The organism is Promicromonospora sukumoe 327MFSha3.1, assembly GCF_000385135.1.
GTDB lineage: Bacteria > Actinomycetota > Actinomycetes > Actinomycetales > Cellulomonadaceae > Promicromonospora > Promicromonospora sukumoe_B.
The window spans coordinates 168,916-188,061 of the sequence record NZ_ARQM01000014.1; the positions used below are offsets into that span (position 1 = coordinate 168,916).

Below are 19,146 nucleotides of genomic sequence, written 5' to 3' on the forward strand. Positions count from 1 at the left end.
TCTCGCCACGGTTCTACTTCGCCACGGTTCTACTTCGGCAGCCTGACGTCGGTCCAGGTGAGGCGGTGGTCGCTGCTCGGGAACGGGTAGACGCCCGTGAGCCGGGACAGCGGGTCGGCCGCGGCCGGCCAGAACACGCCCGCGTCCCGGACCCGCATGTCGCGCGACGGGAGCACGTAGTCGACGCGCAGGTTGCCCGGCGTCGTGTCGGCGAAGTCGGCCGTGTCGAGCGTCGGGTCGCCCAGGTGCGTCAGGTTCGCGCCCGCCTGGAGCGCCGAGGCCTCGGGTGCGCCCGCCGACGTCGGACGCGGGTCGGTGATGCGCGGGTGCCGCAGGAGCTGGTCGATCGCGGGGACGCCGTCGGCGCCCGTGGCCGAGTCGCCGTCGAGGGGGTCGGCGTTGTAGTCGCCCACGATCACGAACGACGAGCCGGGGCGCAGCCCGCCGCGGTCGCCCTCGTCGTCGTAGATGTACCGGGCGGCGCGGCCGCCGCGCACGTAGTCGGCCCAGAACCGGATCTCGTCGTGGTTGCGCAGGCCGTTGCGGTCCTCGGCCCCGTCGAACGACGGCGGGGTCGGGTGCGCCGCGAGCACGTGCACCGTCTCGCGGCCCACGCGGACCGGCACGTCCCAGTGCGACTTGGACGAGAGCGGGAGCACCGCGAGCTCCTCGGCCGAGTACCAGTCGGCCGGGGCGTCCGTGGCGGGGTCGTCCGGCAGCAGGGCGCCGGGCATTTCCTGCCACCTGAAGTCCTGGAAGGTGCGGACGTCGCGGTGCCGGATCGGGTACTTGGACAGCACCACCATGCCGTACTGCCCCGGGAACAGGCCGAAGCCGAGCGCGTCGTCGCCGCCCCCGACGGTGCCGTCGTTGTTCAGGTCGAACCCGCTCGGGACGCCCGTGTTCGACGGCGCCACGAACGCGTACGGGTACTCGACCGGCTCGCCCGTGCCCTGCGGCACCTCGAGGTAGTTCTCGCGGAACAGGTCGGCGGCGGCGTACGGGTCGGCGTCGCCGGAGTAGTCGAACTCGTTGAGCAGCACGACGTCGGGGTTCGCGTGCTGGATGACCTCGGCCACCGTGGCGGCCTGGACGTCGTCGCCCGTGGACAGGTCGGCGACGAGCTCGCCCTCCGTCGCGCGGTTCAGCGACAGGTTGTAGGTCGCGGCCCGCAGCGTCCGGTGCTTGCCGTGGTCCCGGTCCCGGTCCCGGTCGTGCCTGGCCGACGTCGCCGCAGCGGTGCCGTCCGTCGTGCCCGCCGAGGCCGTGCTCGCCGAGGCGAGGAAGGCCCCGGCCAGCAGGGCCGCCGCCGCGGCCGCGCCCGTCAGGCGCGAGGTGGTGCTGGCTCGCATGACTGCTCCTTCTTCGGGGTGTCGTGCGCGGGTGGTCCGCAGCGACACCGTAGGGCGGCGCCCGCTCGCGCGGGTGAACGACGCGTGAACAGGGCCCCGTGTCGCACCCCCGCGAGCCCCGGCAGCGGCCGCCGTCGGCCGTAATCGAATCGTTGCCCGCTCGCCACCAGTACGGACGTTCGAGAGGGTATTTTTCCGGGGCGGCCCGAGGTGGCCGCGACGAGGGCGTTCGCCGTCGTGCCGAACCACAAGGAAGAACTTGATGAACCGCACTGCCCGTACCGTCCGTCGTCCGGCCCGCCTGCTGGCAGTGGCGGCCGCAGCGGCCGTCTCGCTCACGATGCTCACCGGCTGCTCGGTCCTCGACGACATCATGTCGAGCGGCGAGGCCCCGCGTGACGAGCCGGGTGGCGAGATCACCGCGTCGGCGGACGCGGACGCCTTCGACATCCTCAAGGGCGACTGCATCGACCTGGCGGCCCTGGACGGCTACGGCGAGTCCGCGGAGGGCGAGGACTTCGAGGTCGAGTCGGTGCCCGTGGTGCCCTGCGCCGAGGAGCACACCGGCGAGGTCTACGCCGAGCTGATCATGGACGACGCCAAGTACCCGGGCGACGAGGCCATGTCGAAGAAGTTCGACGAGTGGTGCTACGACGAGTTCGAGAAGTTCGTCGGGATCTCCTACGACGAGTCCGTCTACGGCTACACCGGCTTCTACCCGACCCAGGCCACCTGGGACCAGCTGAACGACCGCTCCCTGCAGTGCATCATCAGCTCCGAGGAGCCGTTCACGGGCAGCCTCAAGGGCGCCGCGAAGTAACCCCCGGCACGGTGTCGTGCGGCGTGGCGGTCCGGCGGGCCGCCACGCGCACGTCGACCCCGACCACCACCAGCGCGACCAGCACGAAGCACGCCCCGACCAGGGGCACGGTGTCCACGCCGACCGTGGCGACCACCAGCGCGCCGAGCGCCGCGCCGCCACCGATCCCGACGTTGAACACCGAGCTCGAGATCGCGGTCGCCGACTCGGTGGCGCCGGGGGCCACCTGCATGGACAGGAACGACAGGGCCGGCGGGATCGCGCTGAACGCGAGGCCGAACAGCGCCAGCCCGACGAGCGCCAGGGCCGGGACGTGGCCCAGCGTCCACAGCAGCACCAGCGCGCCGGTCAGCATGCCGAGCGCCACGAGCACCGTCTGCCACGGCCGCCTGTCGAGCACCTGGCCGATCACCAGCGTGCCGACCAGGCCGGCGATGCCCTGGCCCAGCAGCAGCGCGCTGAGCCAGCGGTCCGGGAACCCGGCCGTCTCCAGCAGGAACTGGGTGACGAACGTGATCATCATGAAGCCCCCGGTCACCAGCAGGACCGTGACCACCATGAGCACCAGGAACCGGCGCATGCTCGGGTGGGTGCCGCGGGCCGTGCCGCTCTGCTCGGCGTCGACGTTCGGCATGGCGATCGCCATCGCGAGGCAGGCCAGCAGGCTGACCGCCGAGAACACCAGGAACGCGGTGCGCCAGCCCGCCTGCTGGCCCACGAAGGTGCCGAGCGGCACGCCCAGCAGCGGGGCGAGCGAGTTGCCGATGGCGAGGCGGGCGATCATCTTGCCGCGGACGGCGGGCGCGAACAGGCTCGCGGCGGCCGGCGTGACGACGGACCAGAACAGCGCCTGCCCCAGCGCCGTCACCATGCGCGCGGCCATCAGGTCCGCGTAGCCGGCGGCGACCGCCGACCACAGGGTGCCGACGGTGCAGACCGCCGTGGTCGCCGCGAGCACCCAGCGCCGCGGGAACCGGCGGGTCAGGCGCGAGAGCGGCAGCGACGCGAGCACGACGACGGCGGCATACGCGCTGACCAGCAGGCCGATCTCGGACGTGCTGCGGCCCAGGTCGGGGGCGATGAGGGTGAGCAGGCCGCCCGGCAGGTTCTCCGCCGTCACGAAGGTGAAGGCACTCACCGAGAGCGCGATCAGGGCCACGGCGGCGCGGCGCTGGTCGACCGGGGGTGCGGCGAACGAGGCCGCAGCGGCAGGGCTGTTCGCGGTCATGGGCATCTCCGGCTGGTTCGACGGGCGTGGGGCTCACCCGGACGACGAACCGGTCCGGCGGACACCGACCAAAATACGCGCCCTCGAACCGATTCTACGAGCCCATTCCTGGCATACGTGGTGAAGCAGAACTGTGTCCTAGGCAACATTGTCGTAATATTTCCCTGGTTTCCTCCTCCGTGGACAAAGGTGTCCAGCAGGTCCGGGAGCCCCGTACGCACCACCTCCTCGCTCCCGGACGTAGCTCTCTTCACGGAGGAAACATGAATCGACGTATCTGTGCAGTCGGTGCGGGAGCAGCCCTGCTGCTGTCGGCCGCCGTCGTACCGATCACCGCTTCCGCGGCACCGCCGGTCGAGGAGCCGCCGCAGCAGGCGGCGCCCGCCAAGGAGGACAACCGCCCGGACGCCCTCGCGGAGAAGCAGACCGAGAAGCGGCAGCTCGCCGTCGACATGGTCGCGACCGGCCAGGCCAAGGTCGAGACGCGTGGCAAGGGCAAGCACAAGTCGAAGGTCGTGGAGATCTCGCCGCGCGAGTACGTCGAGTACGGCGTCGAGGAGACCGCGCAGCTCTTCAGCATCCTGGTCGACTTCGGCGACCAGGCCGACGAGCGCTACCCGGACGCGACGGCGGGTCCGGTGCACAACGAGATCCCGGAGCCCACGCGGAGCGACAACTCCACCTACTGGGAGTCCGACTTCTCGCGCGAGCACTACCAGGAGATGTTCTTCACCGGCCTGGAGGACCAGGACGGCGAGTCGTTCGCCGGCGTCTACGACGAGATGTCGTCGGGCCGGTTCGACCTCCAGGGCGACGTGTCCGACTGGGTGACCGTGCCGTACAGCACGGCCTCCTACGGCACCACGGAGTCCGGCACGGACATGACGCGGTTCATCCAGGACACCGCGGACGCCTGGTACGACCAGCAGGTCGCCGCGGGCAAGTCCGCCGAGGAGATCGACGCATACCTCCAGTCGTTCGACGTCTGGGACCGCTACGACCTGGACGGCGACGGCATCACCGCCGAGCCCGACGGCTACATCGACCACTTCCAGGCGATCCACGCCGGAGAGGGCGAGGAGGCCGGCGCGCCCGAGGAGGCCATCTGGTCGCACCGCTGGTCGGTCAACCAGGGCGGCCTCGGCACGGACGGCCCGGCCGACTACCCGAAGGTCGGCGGCATCAAGATCGGTGACTCCGACATCTGGATCCGCGACTACACCACGGAGCCGGAGAACGGCGGCCTCGGCGTGTTCGCGCACGAGTTCGGCCACGACCTCGGCCTGCCCGACTACTACGACACCGCGGGCGGCGAGAACGGCACCGGCTACTGGAACCTGATGAGCTCCGGCTCGTGGATGGGCCACGGCGACGGCACCATCGGCACCACGCCCAACCACATGGGCGCCACCGAGAAGCTCTTCCTGGGCTGGCTCGACTACGAGACCGTGGAGCCGGGCGAGACCCAGCGCATCAAGCTCGGCCCGTCGTTCCACGCGACGACCCGCGCGCAGGCCGCGATCGTGAACCTGCCGGACGGCGTCGAGCAGCTCGACCTCGCCGAGGAGTACGGCGTCGAGCCGTTCGACGGCGAGTTCGTCTACTCGGGTACCGGCAACGACCTGAACAACACGATCACGTCGCCGTCGTTCACCGTGCCGGACGGCGCCTCGCTGACCGCCAAGGTGCAGTACGCCATCGAGGCGGACTACGACTACGCGTTCGCCGAGGTCTCGACGGACGGCGGCACCACCTGGACCGCCCTGGCGAACAACCTGTCGACGGACGAGGACCCGAACGGCACCAACCCCGGCGCCGGCATCACCGGTAGCTCGGACGGCGCCTGGGTGGACCTCACCGCCGACCTGGCGGACTACGCCGGCCAGACGGCGTCGGTCCGGTTCCGCTACTCGAGCGACGGCGGCACCAACGAGACCGGCATCGCGATCGACGACGTCGCCGTGGGCGACGCCCTGAGCGCGGACTTCACGGACACGTCCGACTGGACCGTCGACGGCTTCGTGCCGGTCGGCGCCGACGGCACCTACGAGGTCACCTACCAGCACTACTACGTGGCCGAGAACCGCGTGTACGGCGGGTACGACCAGACGCTGAAGACGGGCCCGTACAACTTCGGCTGGAGCTTCACCAACAGCAACAAGGTGGAGCACTACCCGTACCAGGACGGCCTGCTGATCTGGTACGTGAACAGCCTGTACGGCGACAACAACGTCTCCCAGCACCCGGGTGGCGGCCAGGCCCTGCCGATCGACGCCCGGGCCAAGGCGCTGAAGTGGTCGGACGGCACGATCGCCCGCAACCGCATCCAGTCGTTCGACGCCACGTTCGGCCTCCAGAAGACCGACGTGCTGTCGCTGCACCGCGAGGTGTCGGCCACGTCGCTGACCTCGCTCAACCTCTGGAAGCAGAAGCCCGTGTCGAAGTTCGACGACACCAACCCTGAGGCCTACTACGACCAGTCCAACCCGGGCCACTCGGTCAAGGTCGGCGGCACCGGCACCACCATCAAGGTGCTCACGGAGGACGCCAAGAAGGGCCACATGACCATCCAGGTCAACTGACCCCCTCCCGCTCCGCACGTGTCAGACGCTCAGTTCACCCCGGTGAACTGAGCGTCTGACACGTTCTACGGGCACTAGGCTCGAACGCATGACACACCTGCGTTGGGGCATCCTGGCGGCCGGCGGGATCGCCGCGAGCTTCACATCAGACCTGAACGACAACGGCTTCACCGTGCAGGCGGTGGGGTCCCGAAACCTGGAGAAGGCCCGCGAGTTCGCCGACCGGTTCGGCATCCCGACGGCGCACGGCTCCTACGAGAACCTCGCGGCCGACCCCGAGGTCGACATCGTCTACGTGGCGACGCCGCACCCCTTCCACGCCGAGGCCGCGAAGCTCGTGCTGGAGGCCGGCAAGCACGTGCTGGTCGAGAAGCCGTTCACGCTCAACGCCTCCGAGGCGCGCGAGGTCGTGGAGCTCGCCGAGTCGAAGGGGCTCGTGGTCCTGGAGGCCATGTGGACCCGGTTCCTGCCGCACATGGCGCGCGTGCGCGAGATCATCGCGTCGGGCGTGCTCGGCGAGGTGCGCACCCTGATGGTGGACCACACCCAGGACCTGCCGGACGACCCGTCCCACCGCATCAACGACCTGGCCCTCGGCGGCGGCTCCCTGCTCGACCTGGGCATCTACCCGGTCTCGTTCGCCTGGGACCTGTTCGGCGAGCCGCTCACCGTGCAGTCGCACGCGACGTTCAAGGAGACGGGCGCGGACGCCACGGTCGCCACGATCTTCGGGTACGACGGCGCCCGGGTCGCCACGACCGTGTCGGCGTCCGACACCCGGGGGCCCAACCGGGCCTCGATCCTGGGCACCGAGGGCCGCATCGAGATCGACGCGACCTGGTACAACCCGTCGACGGTGCACGTCTACGACGCCTCGGGCACCGAGGTGGAGACGTTCAGCGCCGAGGTGACGGGGCGCGGCATGCACTTCCAGGCCGCCGAGGCCGAGCGCCTGGTCGCGGCCGGCGAGCTCGACAGCCCGCTGCTCCCGCGCGCGGAGACGGTGGCGATCATGGCCACGCTGGACACGATCCGCGAGCAGATCGGCCTGGAGTACCCGGGGGAGCAGCCCTCGGCGTGACCCTGCGGGTCCCCCTCTCCCCTTCGAGGCCTAAGTTTCTTCGCTTTGAGGCGACTCAAAGCGAAGAAACTTAGGCCTCAAAGGAGCGACGCTCACCGCTCGCCCAGGACCGCCTCGACGAGGCCCGGGAACTTCTGGTCGAGCTCGTCGCGGCGGAGCTGGATGGCGTGCGTGCGGCCGTGCACGATCGTGCGCGTGAGCCCGGCCTCCCGCAGGGTGCGGAAGTGGTGCGACATCGTCGACTTCGTGAGGTCGAGGCCCCAGCCGTCGAGGGTCTTGGGCTTGGGCTCGCCGTCGGCCAGCTTGTGCACGATCTGCAGGCGCACCGGGTCGCCGAGGGCCTTGAGCACGTCGACGAGCTCGACGTCGGCCATGTCCGGGCTCGGGTAGTCACCCATGACACACCTCCGGGGCATCGTTGCGGGCAAACAGTTCGACAACCATCGAACTGTCACGTACGCTCGATGGTATGACGTTCATCGAACAATCATACGCGCCGCGCGGCGCCTATCTCCGGATCGGCGTGATCGCGGCTGCGCTGTTCGTGGTCGGCACCAACGCGTTCGTCATCGCGGGCGTGCTGCCGCAGATCGCGACGGGGATCGGCGCGACCGCCGGCGCCGTCAGCTACTCCATCTCCTGGTACGCGATCATCGTTGCGGTGCTCGCGCCCGTGGTGTCCGTGCTGTTCGCCCGCGCGTCCCGCGCCGCCTTGATGGGCGCGGGCATGGGCCTCATCGCCGCGGGCATCGCCCTCTCGGCCATCGCCGGTGACCTCGGGATCTTCACGGCCGGCCGCGTCGTCGCCGCGCTCGGCGGGGCAGCGCTCATGCCCGCCGCGATGGCGGCCGCCCCCACCCTCGTGCCGCCCGAGCAGCGGGGACGCGCGCTCGGCGTCGTCGGCCTCGGGTTCATGCTCGCGACCGCCGTCGGCTCCCCGCTGGGGACGGCGCTCGCGGCCCTCGGGAGCTGGCGCCTCGCGCTCGGCATCCTCGCGGCGCTCGCGGCGGTGCTCGCCGTCGTCGTCGCGCTGCTCATGCGCACCGTGCCGACCGGGTCCGTCCCCGGGCTCGCCGCCCGGTTCGCCGTGCTCCGCGACGTCCGGATCGGCCTGGCCCTGATGACGGCCCTGCTCTTCACCGCCGCGTTCAACATGGTCTACATCTTCAGCTCGGCCGTGACGCGCGGCGTGACCGGCGGCAGCGGGACGGCGCTCGCGACGCTCCTGCTGGTCTTCGGCGTCGCCGGCCTGGTCGGCAACTGGCTGGGCGGCTCCCTCACCGACCGGATCGGGGCGCGGCCCACCGCGACCACCGCCCTCGCCGTGGTCGTCGTCTCCCTCGTCGCGCTGTTCGCCGCCGAGGACTCGTACGTGGGCACCGCCGTGCTGTTCGGCGTCTGGGGCCTGGCCACCGCGGCGGCCCTCGTGCCCATCCAGCACCGCCTGGTCGACGTCGACCCCGCCGTCGCCGGGGTGTCCCTGTCCTGGTACTCGACGGCGATGTACGTCGGGATCGCGATCGCGCCCGTCGTCGGCGCGTCGGTGCTGCCGCTGGGCGCGGCGTGGCTCGACCTGCTGGGCGCCGCGGCGGCCGCGGCGGCGCTCGTCGTCTTCGCCCTGGGCTACGCGATGCCCCGCCGGGCCGCCCTGGCGTAGGCCGCGGGTCGGTCGGCCGTTCTGGCCTAGGGGGCGCCGTCGCATCTCCTTCGAGGCCTAAGTTTCTTCGCTTTGAGTCGCCTCAAAGCGAAGAAACTTAGGCCTCGAAGGGGACGGGGACGGCGGCCACCCGGGGCAGCCGTCCGGCCGCGGTGTCAGTCGAGGGGGTGGAGCACCCGCTGCAGGAACCGGCGGGTGCGCTCCTCGGCCGGGTCGGTGAACATCTGCGCGGGCGCGCCCCGCTCGACCACCACGCCACCGTCGAGGAACAGCACCTCGGACGCGACCTGGCGCGCGAACTGCAGCTCGTGGGTGACCACCACCATGGTCCAGCCCTCCTCGGCGAGCTCCTTCATCACCGTCAGCACCTCGCCCACCAGCTCGGGGTCGAGGGCCGACGTCGGCTCGTCGAACAGCAGCAGGTCGGGCTGCAGAGCGAGCGCGCGCACGATGCCGACGCGCTGCTGCTGGCCGCCGGACAGCTCGTGCGGGTAGGCGTCGCGCTTGTCGGCGAGCCCGACCCGGGCCAGGAGCTCTTCGGCGCGGCCGACCGCCGTGTCCCGCGGGACCCGCTGGACCTGGGTGGGGCCCTCGATCACGTTCTCCAGCACCGTGCGGTGCGGGAACAGGTTGTGGTGCTGGAACACCATCGCCGACCGGTCCCGCAGGGCCGCGCGGTTCGTCTTCGCCGTCCGCGCGGCGGTGCGCCGGCCCGACCGGCCGCCGTCCGGCCCGGCCTGGGCGCCGAAGTCGACCACGGGGCCGCCGTCGAACCGGAGCTCCCCGGCGTCCGGCGTCTCCAGGCCGTTGAGCGAGCGCAGCACCGTCGTCTTGCCGCTGCCGGACGCGCCGATCAGCGCGACGACGTCGCCCCGCGCCACCTCCAGGGCCACCCCGCGCAGCACGTGGTTGGTGCCGAAGGACTTGTGGATGCCGCGGGCGGTCAGGAGGGTGCCCTGCTTGCGGTCCTCAGTGTGCGACATACCGGTCCAGCCTCTTCTCGAGTGCGTTCTGCCCCGCGGCCAGCACCGTGCAGAACATCCAGTAGATGAAGGCCGCCTCTAGGTAGACCGTCATGAACTCGCTCGAGAACGCGGCGATCTCCTGGGCCTTGCGGAACATCTCGGTCACCAGGATGAGCGACGCGAGCGACGTGTCCTTGACCAGCGAGATGAACGTGTTCGACAGCGGCGGTACCGACACCCGGGCAGCCTGGGGCAGGATGATCCGGCTCAGCGAGCGGGCCGGCGACATGCCGATGGTCCACCCGGCCTCCCACTGACCCTTGGGCACCGAGAGGATCGCGGCGCGCACCACCTCGGCCGCGTAGCCGCCCACGTTCAGGGAGAACGCGATGATCGCGCTCGGCCACGGGTCCAGGCGGATGCCGATCTCCGGCATGCCGTAGAAGATCACGAACAGCTGCACCAGGAGCGGCGTGCCGCGGATCACCGAGACGTAGGCCCGCCCGATCCAGGACAGCACCGGGTTGGACGAGAGCCGCAGCAGCGCCACGATCAGTGCCAGCACCAAGCCGATCGCGAACGAGGCCAGCGCGAGCGGGATCGTGCCCGTGAGGCCGCCCAGCAGGAGCGGCCAGAACGAGTCGACGACGAGCTGCCAGTCCATGTTTCTCCCCCCGCTCCGTCAGCGGCGCCCGGCGCGGGACGCCGCGCCGACCGTCGCGCGGGGCAAGCGCCCCGCGCCCTGCCGTACGCCGAGCGTCACTGGGAGACGTCCTCGCCGAAGTACTTGTCGCCCAGGTCGGCGAGGGTGCCGTCGGCCTGCAGCTCGTCGAGGGCGCCGTCGATCGCGGTGGCCAGGGCCTCGCGCTCCGGCGTCACGACGAACGCGGACTGCGACTCCTCGTCGGTCTCGGCCGCGACCTTGATGCCCGAGGCGTCCTCGGTGTTCGCGTAGTCGAGGTAGGTCAGGCTGTCGTTGATCGTGGCGTCCACGCGGCCCTGCTCCAGGAGGGCGACGGCCTGCGCCCAGCCCTCGACGGCCTCGACCTTGGCGCCGCTCTCCTTGGCGAGGTCGTTCCAGTTGCTGGTCAGGGACTGCGCGGTGGTCTTGCCGTCCAGGTCCGCGAAGCTGGTGATGTCGTCGTTGTCCGCGGCGACCACGAGCACACCCGTCGAGACCGTGTACGGCGTGGAGAAGACGTACTTCTCCTCGCGCTCCGGGGTGATGGTCACCTGGTTGGCGATCGTGTCGAAGCGGCCGGCGTCCAGGCCCGTGAAGATCGCGTCCCACTGGGTCTCCTGGAACTCGACCTCCAGGCCCAGGTTCTCGGCCACGGCCTGGGCGACCTCGACGTCGTACCCCACGAGCTCGCCCGTCTCGTCGTGGTAGCTGAACGGGCGGTACGTGCCCTCGGTGGCGACGACCAGCGTGTCCCCGGACAGGCCGAGCTCGTCGCCGGCGCCGCTCGACTCGCCGGAGCTGCCACAGCCGGTCAGGGCCAGCAGGGCGGCCGAGGCCGCGGTAGCCGTGAGGAGGGCGCGGTTGCGAGACATGGTGAGGGCTCCTTCGATGGGATGGCACACATCGGCCCGGCCGATGCGTGCCCCAAAACTAGCCGATAGCAGACCTGAACTCACGCACGAGCCTAGGCCCGCTCGGTCCGCCGCCAGCGGTCGGGTGTGATCCCGTACCGGTCCTTGAACCGGCGCACCAGATAGGTGGCGTCCCGCAGGCCGGTCCGTGCCGCGACGACGGCCAGCGGCAGGTCGCTGTCCCGCAGCATCCGGCGCACCTCCGTCATGCGCCGCTCGGTGATCCACTCCAGCAGCGTGCGGCCCGTGCGCTCGCGGACCGCCGTGGTCAGGTAGCCGGGCGTGTAGCCCAGCGCACCGGCGACGTCGGCCGCGGACACCGGGTCGCGGAACGTCGCCTCGATCTCCTCGAAGACCCGCGTCACCAGCGGATCGGGCGGTGCGGGGGCCGACGGCGCCAGCCGCGCCGCCCCGATCAGGACCCGCGTGAGCAGGGCCGACGCCGCGTCCCGCGCGCCGATCCGGTCGGGCCGCGCCAGCTCCTCGTGCAGCTCCGTGAGCCAGGCCGACCAGCGCGGCCGCTCGTCCGCGGGAACGTTCGCGCCCAGGACCGGCGGGCGGTCGGCGGCGCCCGGCCCGGCGGGCTCCGTCTCGAACAGCGCCAGGAGCGGGTGGTGCGCCCAGGCCAGCGGCGAGACCGAGGCGAGCGAGGGGACGGCGTCCGGCGTGAAGGCCAGCGTCCAGGCCCGCGAGCCCGCGAAGCCCCGGACCGTCCCGGGGTCGATCGCGCGGCCGGGCGGGACGGCGAACAGGTCGCCGTCGTACGCGCCGTCCTCCCCACCGGTGCCGCGCTCGATCAGGACGAGCACGTAGAAGTCGTGGGCGTGCCGGTGCTCGGGCGGCGGGTGCGGGTGCTCGTCCGCGCCGTCGTGCAGGTTGACGTTCACCGGGGGCATCCCGGGCCGCGGCTGGTACCGGTACACCGGGGTGCCGTCCGGCCGCACCGTGCGGACCCTGGACGGGGTGCGCAGCGGGGGCGGGACGCCGTCCCCGGGCCGTGGCGCGGTCACCGGCGGCTCCTCACCGGTCGCCCGGCACCGCGAGCGTGAGCACGGCGTCGACGATCTGTGGCGCGCGCTCCAGCTGCCCCTCCAGCGCCCGCAGCCGGACGGCGACGTGCGACTCCGACTCGTCGCCCGGCAGGTCGATGCTCGCGACCAGCAGGATCTGCCGCGGGCCCACGAACTCGAGCCGCAGGTGACCCACGTGCTCCACGCCCGGCAGCGCCTCGATCCGCTCCCGCACCGCATGGTGGATGCGCTCGTCCGCGACCTCGCCCGTGAGGAACCGCCGGTTGCGGTCGAACAGCACCCACGCCACGACGCACAGCAGCACCCCCACCAGCACCGAGCCGATCGCGTCGTACCGCGCGTCACCCGTGACCTGGTGCAACGCCATGCCGGCGCCCGCGATCACCAGGCCGACCAGCGCCGCCGAGTCCTCCGCCAGCACCGCCCGCAGCGTCGGGTCGGACGTCGCCAGCGCGTGGTCCAGCAGGTCCCGCCCGAGCTTGCGCGCCTCCGCGCGCGTGCGCCGGTAGGCCTGCACGAACGAGAAGCCCTCCAGGCAGAAGGCGACCGCCAGGACCAGGTAGCCGATGCCGTAGTCCGTGGCCTCCTCGGTCTCACCGAAGGCGTGGATGCCGTGGTAGACCGACACCACGCCGCCGGCCAGGAACAGGCCCAGCGCCGCCAGCATCGACCACACGTACGCCTCCCGGCCGTAGCCGAGCGGGCGCTCGCGGTCCGGCGCCCGCGCCGCCTTGCGCTCCGCGACCAGCAGGAACACCTCGTTGCCCGTGTCGGCCCAGGAGTGGGCGGCCTCGGCCACCATCGACGCCGAACCCGTCAGCACCGCCGCCACCGACTTGGCCGCCGCCACCGCGAAGTTGGCCCCGAACGCGATCACCACCGTCAGTGCCGACCCGCTCCGTTCCCCTGCCATGCGTCCCCCTCCGTCGCGACGCCCCCGACGCTACCGACCTTCCGCCGCACCCGCCCGACCGAAGATCGTCCGATCGGCACCGACTTCCGTGCTGCCACCGCGCCGCAGGATGTCCAATGCTGGAGGTGGCGGCCGGCACGGCCGGCCCGCGCCGTCCGGCACGGGTACCCGGACGGAAGGCACTCGGGATGAACGACAGCACGGTACGGATCATCGACCCCCGCACCCCGGAGGAACGCGGGCGCGAGTTCCTGCCCGGCATGGGCCGGCCCTGGCTGCTCCCGCTCTACGACGCGTTCACGCGCCTGTCCCGCGTACGGCCCCTGCACGACCGGGCGGCGGCGCTCGCGGACGTCGCCCCGGGCGAGTCCGTGCTCGACCTCGGCTGCGGCACCGGGAACCTCTCGCTCGCCGTGCTCCGCGCGCAGCCGGCCGCGCGGGTCACGGGCCTGGACCCGGACGCCGCGGCCCTGCGCATCGCGGCCCGCAAGGCGGCCCGACGACGCGTGCCGCTCACGCTCGTGCAGGGCTTCGCCGACCGGCTCCCCGTCGAGGACGGCTCGCTCGACCACGTGGTCTCCGCCCTCGCCCTGCACCACGTGCCCGACGACGCACGGGTGCGGTTCGGCCAGGAGGCATTCCGGGCGCTGCGGCCGGGCGGGCGGGTGACGATCGTCGACTTCGGCAGCGCGGACGGCGGCGGGCACGGGGGCGCGGGCGACGGCGGGCAGGATGGCGGGCACGCGCACGGGGCCGGGGGCGAGCACGAGCACGGCCACGAGCACGGGCACCGGCACGGCCGGGGCCGCCGGCGAGGTCCCGGCAGCACGGGTGCGTACGGCCGGGTGCGGGGGCACGACCGGGGCAGCTCCGGCGTCGCGGCCAACCCGCACACCGCCCGGAACCTGGAGGGCGGCCTGCTGCGCCTCCTCACGGACGCCGGGTTCACCGACGTCCGCGAGGTGGACCGCGTGCAGCACCGCTACGGCCCGCTCACGTTCGTGCAGGCGACGCGCGGCTGAGCGACGCGCCGCCGTGGTACCCGGCGGCGCGTCGCCGTCGTACCCGGCGGCGCGTCGCGCGCGGCGGCGCGCGCCTACGGGCGGCGGCGCACCCGCGGCTCCGGCAGCGCCGGGGGAGCCGCCGCCGGGGTCTCCTCCAGCAGCCGGAACGCCTCGGCCATACCCGCCTCGAGCTGCGGGTCGACGTCGGAGAAGTAGTCCGCCGGGGTGTGCCGTACCTCGATGTCGGGGTCCACGCCGTAGTTCTCGACGTCGAAGCCCTTGCCGTCGAGCCAGAGGCCGTACCGGGGCTGGGTGATCCCCGTGCCGTCCACGAGGTCGAAGCGGCCGTCGATCCCGATCACGCCGCCCCAGGTCCGCACACCGACCACCGGACCGACGCCGAGCGCCTGCGCGGCCGCGTTCACGATGTCGCCGTCGGACCCCGCGTACTCGTTGGTGACGAGCACGACCGGGCCGCGCGGTGCGCGGTCCGGGTAGGAGTTCGGGCGGTCGTAGTGCCGGTTCAGTCCCCAGCCCGCGACGCGCGCGGCGAGACGGGCGATCACGAGCTGTGAGGTGTGTCCGCCGCCGTTGAAGCGCACGTCCACGACGATGCCCTCGCGGTCCGCGGCGAGCCGCAGGTCGCGGTGCAGCTGTGCCCAGCCGGTGCTGACCATGTCCGGGACGTGCACGTAGCCGAGCCGGCCGCCCGACTTCTCGGCGACGTACTCGCGGCGCGACCGCACCCAGGCCTGGTACCGCAGGTCGGACTCGTCGGCGAGCGGCACGACGACGACGCGCCGGTCCCTGCTCGCGGCCGGGCCGGCCGGGCCGTCCGCGCCGTCCGCCGTACCGTCTCCGGCGACGGCGGGCCGCCGCAGGGTCAGCTCGACCGGGATCTCCGCCGCGCCGACCAGGTTCGCCGCCGGGCCGGCCACCGGGTCCACCGGTCGGCCGTCCACCGCGACGACCAGGTCGCCCGGCCGCGCGTCGACGCCCGCGGCGCGCAGGGGGGACCGTGCCCCCGGGTCGGACGACTCGCTCGGCAGCACGCGGTCGATCCGCCAGCCCTCGGCGGTCCGCGTGAGGTCCGCGCCGAGCAGCCCGAGCTTGCGGGACGAGTCGCCCCGCTCGTGGGGCGACCGCACGTAGGCGTGCGACGTGTTGAGCTCGCCGACGGTCTCCCAGAGCACGTCCTCCAGGTCGTCGTGCGTCGCGACCCGGTCGATCAGCGGGCGCCAGCGCGCCACCGCCCCGGCCCAGTCGACGCCGTTCATGTCCGCGCGCCAGTAGTGGTCGCGCATGATCCTGGCGTTCTCGTCGAACATCTGGTGCCACTGGGCGCGCGGGTCCACCTCGTGGCGCACGCGGGACAGGTCGATGTCGAACGCGCTCGGGTCGTCGTCGCCGGGCTTGCTGGTGGCCGGCTGCGTGCTGAGCCCCGAACCGGACCGGATCACCACCCGCTCGCCGTCGCCCGACACCGCGTACCCGGTCACCTTCTCCGCGACGTCCGTGGCCTTGCGCGCCTCGAACGACCAGAACTGGAGCACGTTCGGCACCGGGTCGCCGTCCGTGCCGGCGTGCCGCGTGCCGAGCACGCCGGCGTCGTCGGTCTCGTGCACCCAGAGCACACCACCCTTGGCCGCCAGCAGGTCGCGGTAGCGGCCCGACGTCACCGGGAACGGCACCACGCGCTCCTCGGCGCCGTCGAAGTCGATGTCGGGCGAGGCCGTGGCCCGCGCGTCCTCGTCGGGCTTCTCGTCGCTCGCCGCGTCGTCGTCCGTGCCGGCCTTCTTGTCGTCCGGCGTGCTCAGGCGCCAGCCGTCGGCGCTCGGACCGAACGGTGCCGGCTCGGTCGCGGCCAGGGGGATGAGCCACGGCCGGGTCGCCGCGCTGAACGACAGGGCGAACTCGTGGGAGTCGTAGGACGGGTCGAACGTTCGGTTCGACAGGAACACGACGTACCTGCCGTCGTCGCTGAAGGTCGGCGAGAAGTCGTGGAAACGCCCCGACGTCAGCGGTGCCACCGTCGGCGTCGTGGCGTGCAGGTCGGCGACGAGCACCTGGTGGTGGTCGCCCTCGGTGCCGGTCGGGCTGGACCAGGCGAGGTACCGCCCGTCCGGCGAGAACGTCGGGGACTCCGCCTCGCCGTTCGTCGACCGCCCGATCGGGATGACGGTGCCCGCGGGCACGGCGCCCTCGTCCGGACCGCTGCCGTCCGCCGCACCGTCGCCGTCGTCCGTCGAGTCGACGGGCAGGACGACGACGCTGACCCGGCCGTCGTGCGAGACGGCCGCCACCTTGTCGCCGGCCGGGCTCGCGGCCAGGTGCAGCACCCGGCCGAGCTCGCCGGCCGCGAAGCGCTGCGGCGCGGCGTCCGGGTCCACCCCGTCGGTGCCGGGCAGCGTGTGCACCTCCAGCGCATCCTCCCGGCTCTCGCCGTCCGCGGTGGCGTGCGGCGCGTCCGTGACGACGACGGCGCGGCCGGTGTCGCCGAGCAGCACGGGCTCCCGCACGCGGACGGACGGGTCGGCGACGAGCGCCCGGGCGGGCCCCGCTCGGTGGGTCACCCAGAACGCCGTGCCGAGCCAGCCCACGACGCTCGTGTCACCGCTCTTGTCGACGGCGAGCCCGTCGACACCCCTCGGTGCCGAGTCCGGGTCGGTCGAGTACGGCTCCGGGAGTGCGCCGGTGAGGGTGATGTCGAGCCGGCGCGGGGTGCCGTCCAGCGCGTCGAGCAGCCAGAGGTCGCCGCGGCTGTGCCACACGATGCGCGCGCCGTCGGACGTCGCGTCGCGGACGTAGCCCTCGGCCTCGGTCTGGGTCGTGAGCAGCCGGGGCCCGGCCGTCTGTGTGCCCGTCGCCAGGCCGTCCCAGACCCAGAGGTTCGCCTGCTCGTCGGCGTGGTCGGGGAACGTCGCCGCGCGGTCGGAGGTGAACACCAGCGCGTCCCCGACCCAGATCGGGTCGTAGGTTCCGGCCTCGTCGTCGGGCAGGGGACGCTCCCACTCGCCGGTGCCCCGGTCGAGCCACAGCACGGACGCCGTGCCGCCGCGGTACCTCTTCCAGTAGGCGGGTGTGCGGTAGCCGGCCGAGACGAGGGCGGTCGTCCGCCCGCCGTCCGGGCCCTGGTGCTCGGCGACACCCCACGCGGCCCCGTAGCGCGGGGTCTCGACGGTGCCGTCGAGGCCGACCGCGCGCACCACGGTCAGGGAGCGCTCGTGCGCGCCCGCGTTGGACGAGACGAGCACCCGGCCGGCGTCGTCCCAGCCGAGCACCGTCGTGGTCGTGCCACCGAACCAGGTGAGCCGTCGCGTGGCGCCGTCGGCCAGCTCGACCACGTAGGCCTCGGGGTGGCCGTCCTTGTGGGACACGTAGGCGAGACGCGTGCCGTCGGGGGAGAAGCGGGGGGACGTCGCGGGTACGTGGTCACTGGTCAGCCGCCAGGCACGGCCGCCGGCGACGGGGGCGAGCCAGACGTCGTCGTCGGCCACGAACGCGACCTGGTCACCGTGGATGTGTGGGTACCTGAGATAGGGCTGGGTCACCGCCTCAACGTACTCGCGGCACCCCGGCGCGGTCACCGGAAATCGCTGAGGGCGAGGACCATGCGGACGCATCCAGTCCGGTCCCGTCCACATCTTGGTCTCATATCATGGAACGCTGTGGTGCCCGAGTTGCATCATCCGGTTCTATGGGGTTCATCGGCATTGCCTGACAAAAGATGACGGAACGCCCCATGGGAGAGGAAAGCCGGATGACGTCACGACGCGCCACGACGACTCCCTCCGTCCCCTGGTCCTGCCGAATGCGGCAGTGCACCGGCATGTGACGCTCCCTTCGAGCCTGCCGCCCGGACCGGTCCGGGCCTTGTCGGTGCACAGCGACAGCCCTTCCGCACGGACCGATCGCAACGGATGGAAACCCATGGTTCCCACAGCCCCGTCCACAGCTTTGTCCACAGCTACGCCGACAGACCGGGCGGGTGAGCAGGACGCCGCCGCGTCCCCGGCGCTCCCCGTCCGGCTCGATGCCGTCGCGCGGACCTTCGCGGTGCCCGGCCGGCCCCGCGGCCGAGCGCAGGGGCCTGCGCCCCACGCGGGCACCACCGTGCTCCGGGACGTCGACCTCGAGGTCGCGCCGGGCGAGATCGTGGCCGTGCTCGGCCCGTCCGGCTGCGGTAAGTCGACCCTGCTGCGCCAGGTCAGCGGCCTGGACGCGCCCACGTCGGGCAGCGTCACGATCGGCGGCGCACCCGTGGTCGGGGCCGACCCGCGCACCGCCGTCGCCTTCCAGGAGCCGCGCCTGCTGCCCTGGCGCACGCTCACGCAGAACGTGGTGCTCGGCCTCCCGCCGGGCACCGCGAAGGACGCCGGCCGGGAGCGAGTGGCCCGGCTGCTCGACCTGGTCGGGCTGGCGGCGTCGGCCGGGCTGCGGCCCCGCCAGGTGTCGGGCGGCATGGCGCAGCGCGCCTCGCTCGCCCGGGCGCTGGCCCGCAACCCCGGGGTGCTGCTGCTCGACGAGCCGTTCGGTGCGCTCGACGCGCTGACCCGGCTGCGCATGCAGGACCTCCTGCTCGACGTCCACGCGGCCCAGCCCGCGACGATCCTGCTGGTCACGCACGACGTCGAGGAGGCGCTCTACCTCGCCGACCGCGTGGTGCTGCTGCGCACGGTCGCGGACGGCGCCGCCGCGTCCGACGGCGGGCCGCTCGCCGACGCCGGCCCGGCGAGCATCGCGCGGATCGTGGACGTGCCGGGCGACCGGCCCCGCGACCGCGCCTCGCGCGACCTGGCCGAGCTCCGCGCGGAGCTGCTCGACGGCCTCGGCGTGCCGACGCACCACGACCGCTGAACCCAGGCCCCGGCCCTGAGCTCGGCCCTGAACCCCGAGTCCCGGAACCGGGCTCACCGAACC

At 72.7% G+C, this 19,146-nt stretch carries 15 protein-coding genes; 6 read left to right on the top strand and 9 right to left on the bottom strand.

The features are described 5' to 3' along the window. Positions 1 to 29: 29 nt before the first annotated feature. On the bottom strand, positions 30 to 1,352 hold the full coding sequence (locus tag H291_RS0123210) for an endonuclease/exonuclease/phosphatase family protein (RefSeq protein WP_020017421.1): 1,323 nt from the start codon (positions 1,350 to 1,352) through the stop codon (positions 30 to 32). A 262-nt stretch (positions 1,353 to 1,614) separates the two neighbouring features. Between H291_RS0123210 and H291_RS31405 the strand changes: the two genes are divergently transcribed. After that, positions 1,615 to 2,172: a septum formation family protein gene (locus tag H291_RS31405; RefSeq protein WP_020017422.1), complete on the top strand. Its 558-nt coding sequence runs from the start codon at positions 1,615 to 1,617 to the stop codon at positions 2,170 to 2,172. Here H291_RS31405 and H291_RS0123220 read toward each other — a convergent pair. After that, on the bottom strand, positions 2,153 to 3,400 hold the full coding sequence (locus tag H291_RS0123220; protein ID WP_020017423.1) for an MFS transporter: 1,248 nt from the start codon (positions 3,398 to 3,400) through the stop codon (positions 2,153 to 2,155). The two genes, H291_RS31405 and H291_RS0123220, sit on opposite strands and share 20 nt — an antisense overlap. A gap of 263 nt (positions 3,401 to 3,663) precedes the next feature. On the opposite strand from H291_RS0123220, the gene H291_RS0123225 reads away from it, so the two are divergent. Beyond that, positions 3,664 to 5,982 carry an immune inhibitor A domain-containing protein gene (locus H291_RS0123225; protein WP_020017424.1) on the top strand — a complete coding sequence of 773 codons (2,319 nt, stop codon included), beginning with the start codon at positions 3,664 to 3,666 and terminating at the stop codon, positions 5,980 to 5,982. 88 nt (positions 5,983 to 6,070) lie between these two features. Next, positions 6,071 to 7,063, top strand: a complete 993-nt coding sequence (locus H291_RS0123230; protein ID WP_020017425.1) for a Gfo/Idh/MocA family protein — start codon at positions 6,071 to 6,073, stop codon at positions 7,061 to 7,063. A 92-nt stretch (positions 7,064 to 7,155) separates the two neighbouring features. Here the strand turns inward: H291_RS0123230 and H291_RS0123235 are convergent, their stop codons facing one another. Continuing rightward, on the bottom strand, positions 7,156 to 7,461 hold the full coding sequence (locus H291_RS0123235) for an ArsR/SmtB family transcription factor (protein WP_020017426.1): 306 nt from the start codon (positions 7,459 to 7,461) through the stop codon (positions 7,156 to 7,158). A gap of 71 nt (positions 7,462 to 7,532) precedes the next feature. Between H291_RS0123235 and H291_RS0123240 the strand changes: the two genes are divergently transcribed. Beyond that, positions 7,533 to 8,720, top strand: a complete 1,188-nt coding sequence (locus H291_RS0123240) for an MFS transporter (protein ID WP_020017427.1) — start codon at positions 7,533 to 7,535, stop codon at positions 8,718 to 8,720. 155 nt (positions 8,721 to 8,875) lie between these two features. Here the strand turns inward: H291_RS0123240 and H291_RS0123245 are convergent, their stop codons facing one another. The 5 genes from H291_RS0123245 to H291_RS0123265 all read right to left on the bottom strand — a co-directional run bounded on the left by H291_RS0123245 (position 8,876) and on the right by H291_RS0123265 (position 13,222). After that, entirely contained in the window at positions 8,876 to 9,703 is an 828-nt protein-coding gene (locus H291_RS0123245) for an amino acid ABC transporter ATP-binding protein (protein WP_020017428.1), read from the bottom strand. Continuing rightward, positions 9,690 to 10,349 (bottom strand): amino acid ABC transporter permease, encoded by a 660-nt coding sequence (locus tag H291_RS0123250; RefSeq protein ID WP_020017429.1) that lies wholly within the window; start codon positions 10,347 to 10,349, stop codon positions 9,690 to 9,692. The genes H291_RS0123245 and H291_RS0123250 overlap by 14 nt, the downstream gene beginning before the upstream one ends. A 95-nt stretch (positions 10,350 to 10,444) precedes the next feature. Next, positions 10,445 to 11,239 (bottom strand): amino acid ABC transporter substrate-binding protein, encoded by a 795-nt coding sequence (locus H291_RS0123255; protein WP_020017430.1) that lies wholly within the window; start codon positions 11,237 to 11,239, stop codon positions 10,445 to 10,447. A gap of 92 nt (positions 11,240 to 11,331) precedes the next feature. After that, complete coding sequence (locus tag H291_RS34315) at positions 11,332 to 12,288, bottom strand: helix-turn-helix transcriptional regulator (protein ID WP_020017431.1); 957 nt, start codon at positions 12,286 to 12,288, stop codon at positions 11,332 to 11,334. Between the two features lie 10 nt (positions 12,289 to 12,298). Continuing rightward, positions 12,299 to 13,222, bottom strand: a complete 924-nt coding sequence (locus H291_RS0123265; RefSeq protein WP_026366048.1) for a cation diffusion facilitator family transporter — start codon at positions 13,220 to 13,222, stop codon at positions 12,299 to 12,301. A gap of 188 nt (positions 13,223 to 13,410) precedes the next feature. Here H291_RS0123265 and H291_RS31410 point away from each other — a divergent pair, with 188 nt between their 5' ends. Beyond that, a complete protein-coding gene (locus tag H291_RS31410) occupies positions 13,411 to 14,244 on the top strand; it encodes a class I SAM-dependent methyltransferase (protein ID WP_051109619.1) in 834 nt (277 codons plus the stop codon). A gap of 74 nt (positions 14,245 to 14,318) precedes the next feature. On the opposite strand, the gene H291_RS0123275 is transcribed toward H291_RS31410, so the two are convergent. Next, positions 14,319 to 17,777, bottom strand: a complete 3,459-nt coding sequence (locus tag H291_RS0123275) for a S41 family peptidase (RefSeq protein ID WP_026366049.1) — start codon at positions 17,775 to 17,777, stop codon at positions 14,319 to 14,321. Between the two features lie 379 nt (positions 17,778 to 18,156). Here H291_RS0123275 and H291_RS0123280 point away from each other — a divergent pair, with 379 nt between their 5' ends. After that, the gene (locus H291_RS0123280; protein ID WP_033327775.1) at positions 18,157 to 19,083 is read left to right on the top strand and encodes an ABC transporter ATP-binding protein; all 927 of its coding nucleotides are present in this window, start codon (positions 18,157 to 18,159) and stop codon (positions 19,081 to 19,083) included. Positions 19,084 to 19,146: the final 63 nt, after the last annotated feature.

What these genes read in the sequence shown, in the direction of transcription:
- H291_RS0123265 (WP_026366048.1), bottom strand. Translation starts at nt 13,222, where the DNA reads ATGGCAGGGGAACGGAGCGGGTCGGCACTGACGGTGGTGATCGCGTTC.
- H291_RS0123230 (WP_020017425.1), top strand. Translation starts at nt 6,071, where the DNA reads ATGACACACCTGCGTTGGGGCATCCTGGCGGCCGGCGGGATCGCCGCG.
- H291_RS0123250 (WP_020017429.1), bottom strand. Translation starts at nt 10,349, where the DNA reads ATGGACTGGCAGCTCGTCGTCGACTCGTTCTGGCCGCTCCTGCTGGGC.
- H291_RS0123240 (WP_020017427.1), top strand. Translation starts at nt 7,533, where the DNA reads ATGACGTTCATCGAACAATCATACGCGCCGCGCGGCGCCTATCTCCGG.
- H291_RS0123225 (WP_020017424.1), top strand. Translation starts at nt 3,664, where the DNA reads ATGAATCGACGTATCTGTGCAGTCGGTGCGGGAGCAGCCCTGCTGCTG.
- H291_RS0123235 (WP_020017426.1), bottom strand. Translation starts at nt 7,461, where the DNA reads ATGGGTGACTACCCGAGCCCGGACATGGCCGACGTCGAGCTCGTCGAC.
- H291_RS0123245 (WP_020017428.1), bottom strand. Translation starts at nt 9,703, where the DNA reads ATGTCGCACACTGAGGACCGCAAGCAGGGCACCCTCCTGACCGCCCGC.
- H291_RS31410 (WP_051109619.1), top strand. Translation starts at nt 13,411, where the DNA reads ATGAACGACAGCACGGTACGGATCATCGACCCCCGCACCCCGGAGGAA.
- H291_RS0123210 (WP_020017421.1), bottom strand. Translation starts at nt 1,352, where the DNA reads ATGCGAGCCAGCACCACCTCGCGCCTGACGGGCGCGGCCGCGGCGGCG.
- H291_RS0123255 (WP_020017430.1), bottom strand. Translation starts at nt 11,239, where the DNA reads ATGTCTCGCAACCGCGCCCTCCTCACGGCTACCGCGGCCTCGGCCGCC.
- H291_RS0123280 (WP_033327775.1), top strand. Translation starts at nt 18,157, where the DNA reads ATGGTTCCCACAGCCCCGTCCACAGCTTTGTCCACAGCTACGCCGACA.
- H291_RS31405 (WP_020017422.1), top strand. Translation starts at nt 1,615, where the DNA reads ATGAACCGCACTGCCCGTACCGTCCGTCGTCCGGCCCGCCTGCTGGCA.
- H291_RS0123220 (WP_020017423.1), bottom strand. Translation starts at nt 3,400, where the DNA reads ATGACCGCGAACAGCCCTGCCGCTGCGGCCTCGTTCGCCGCACCCCCG.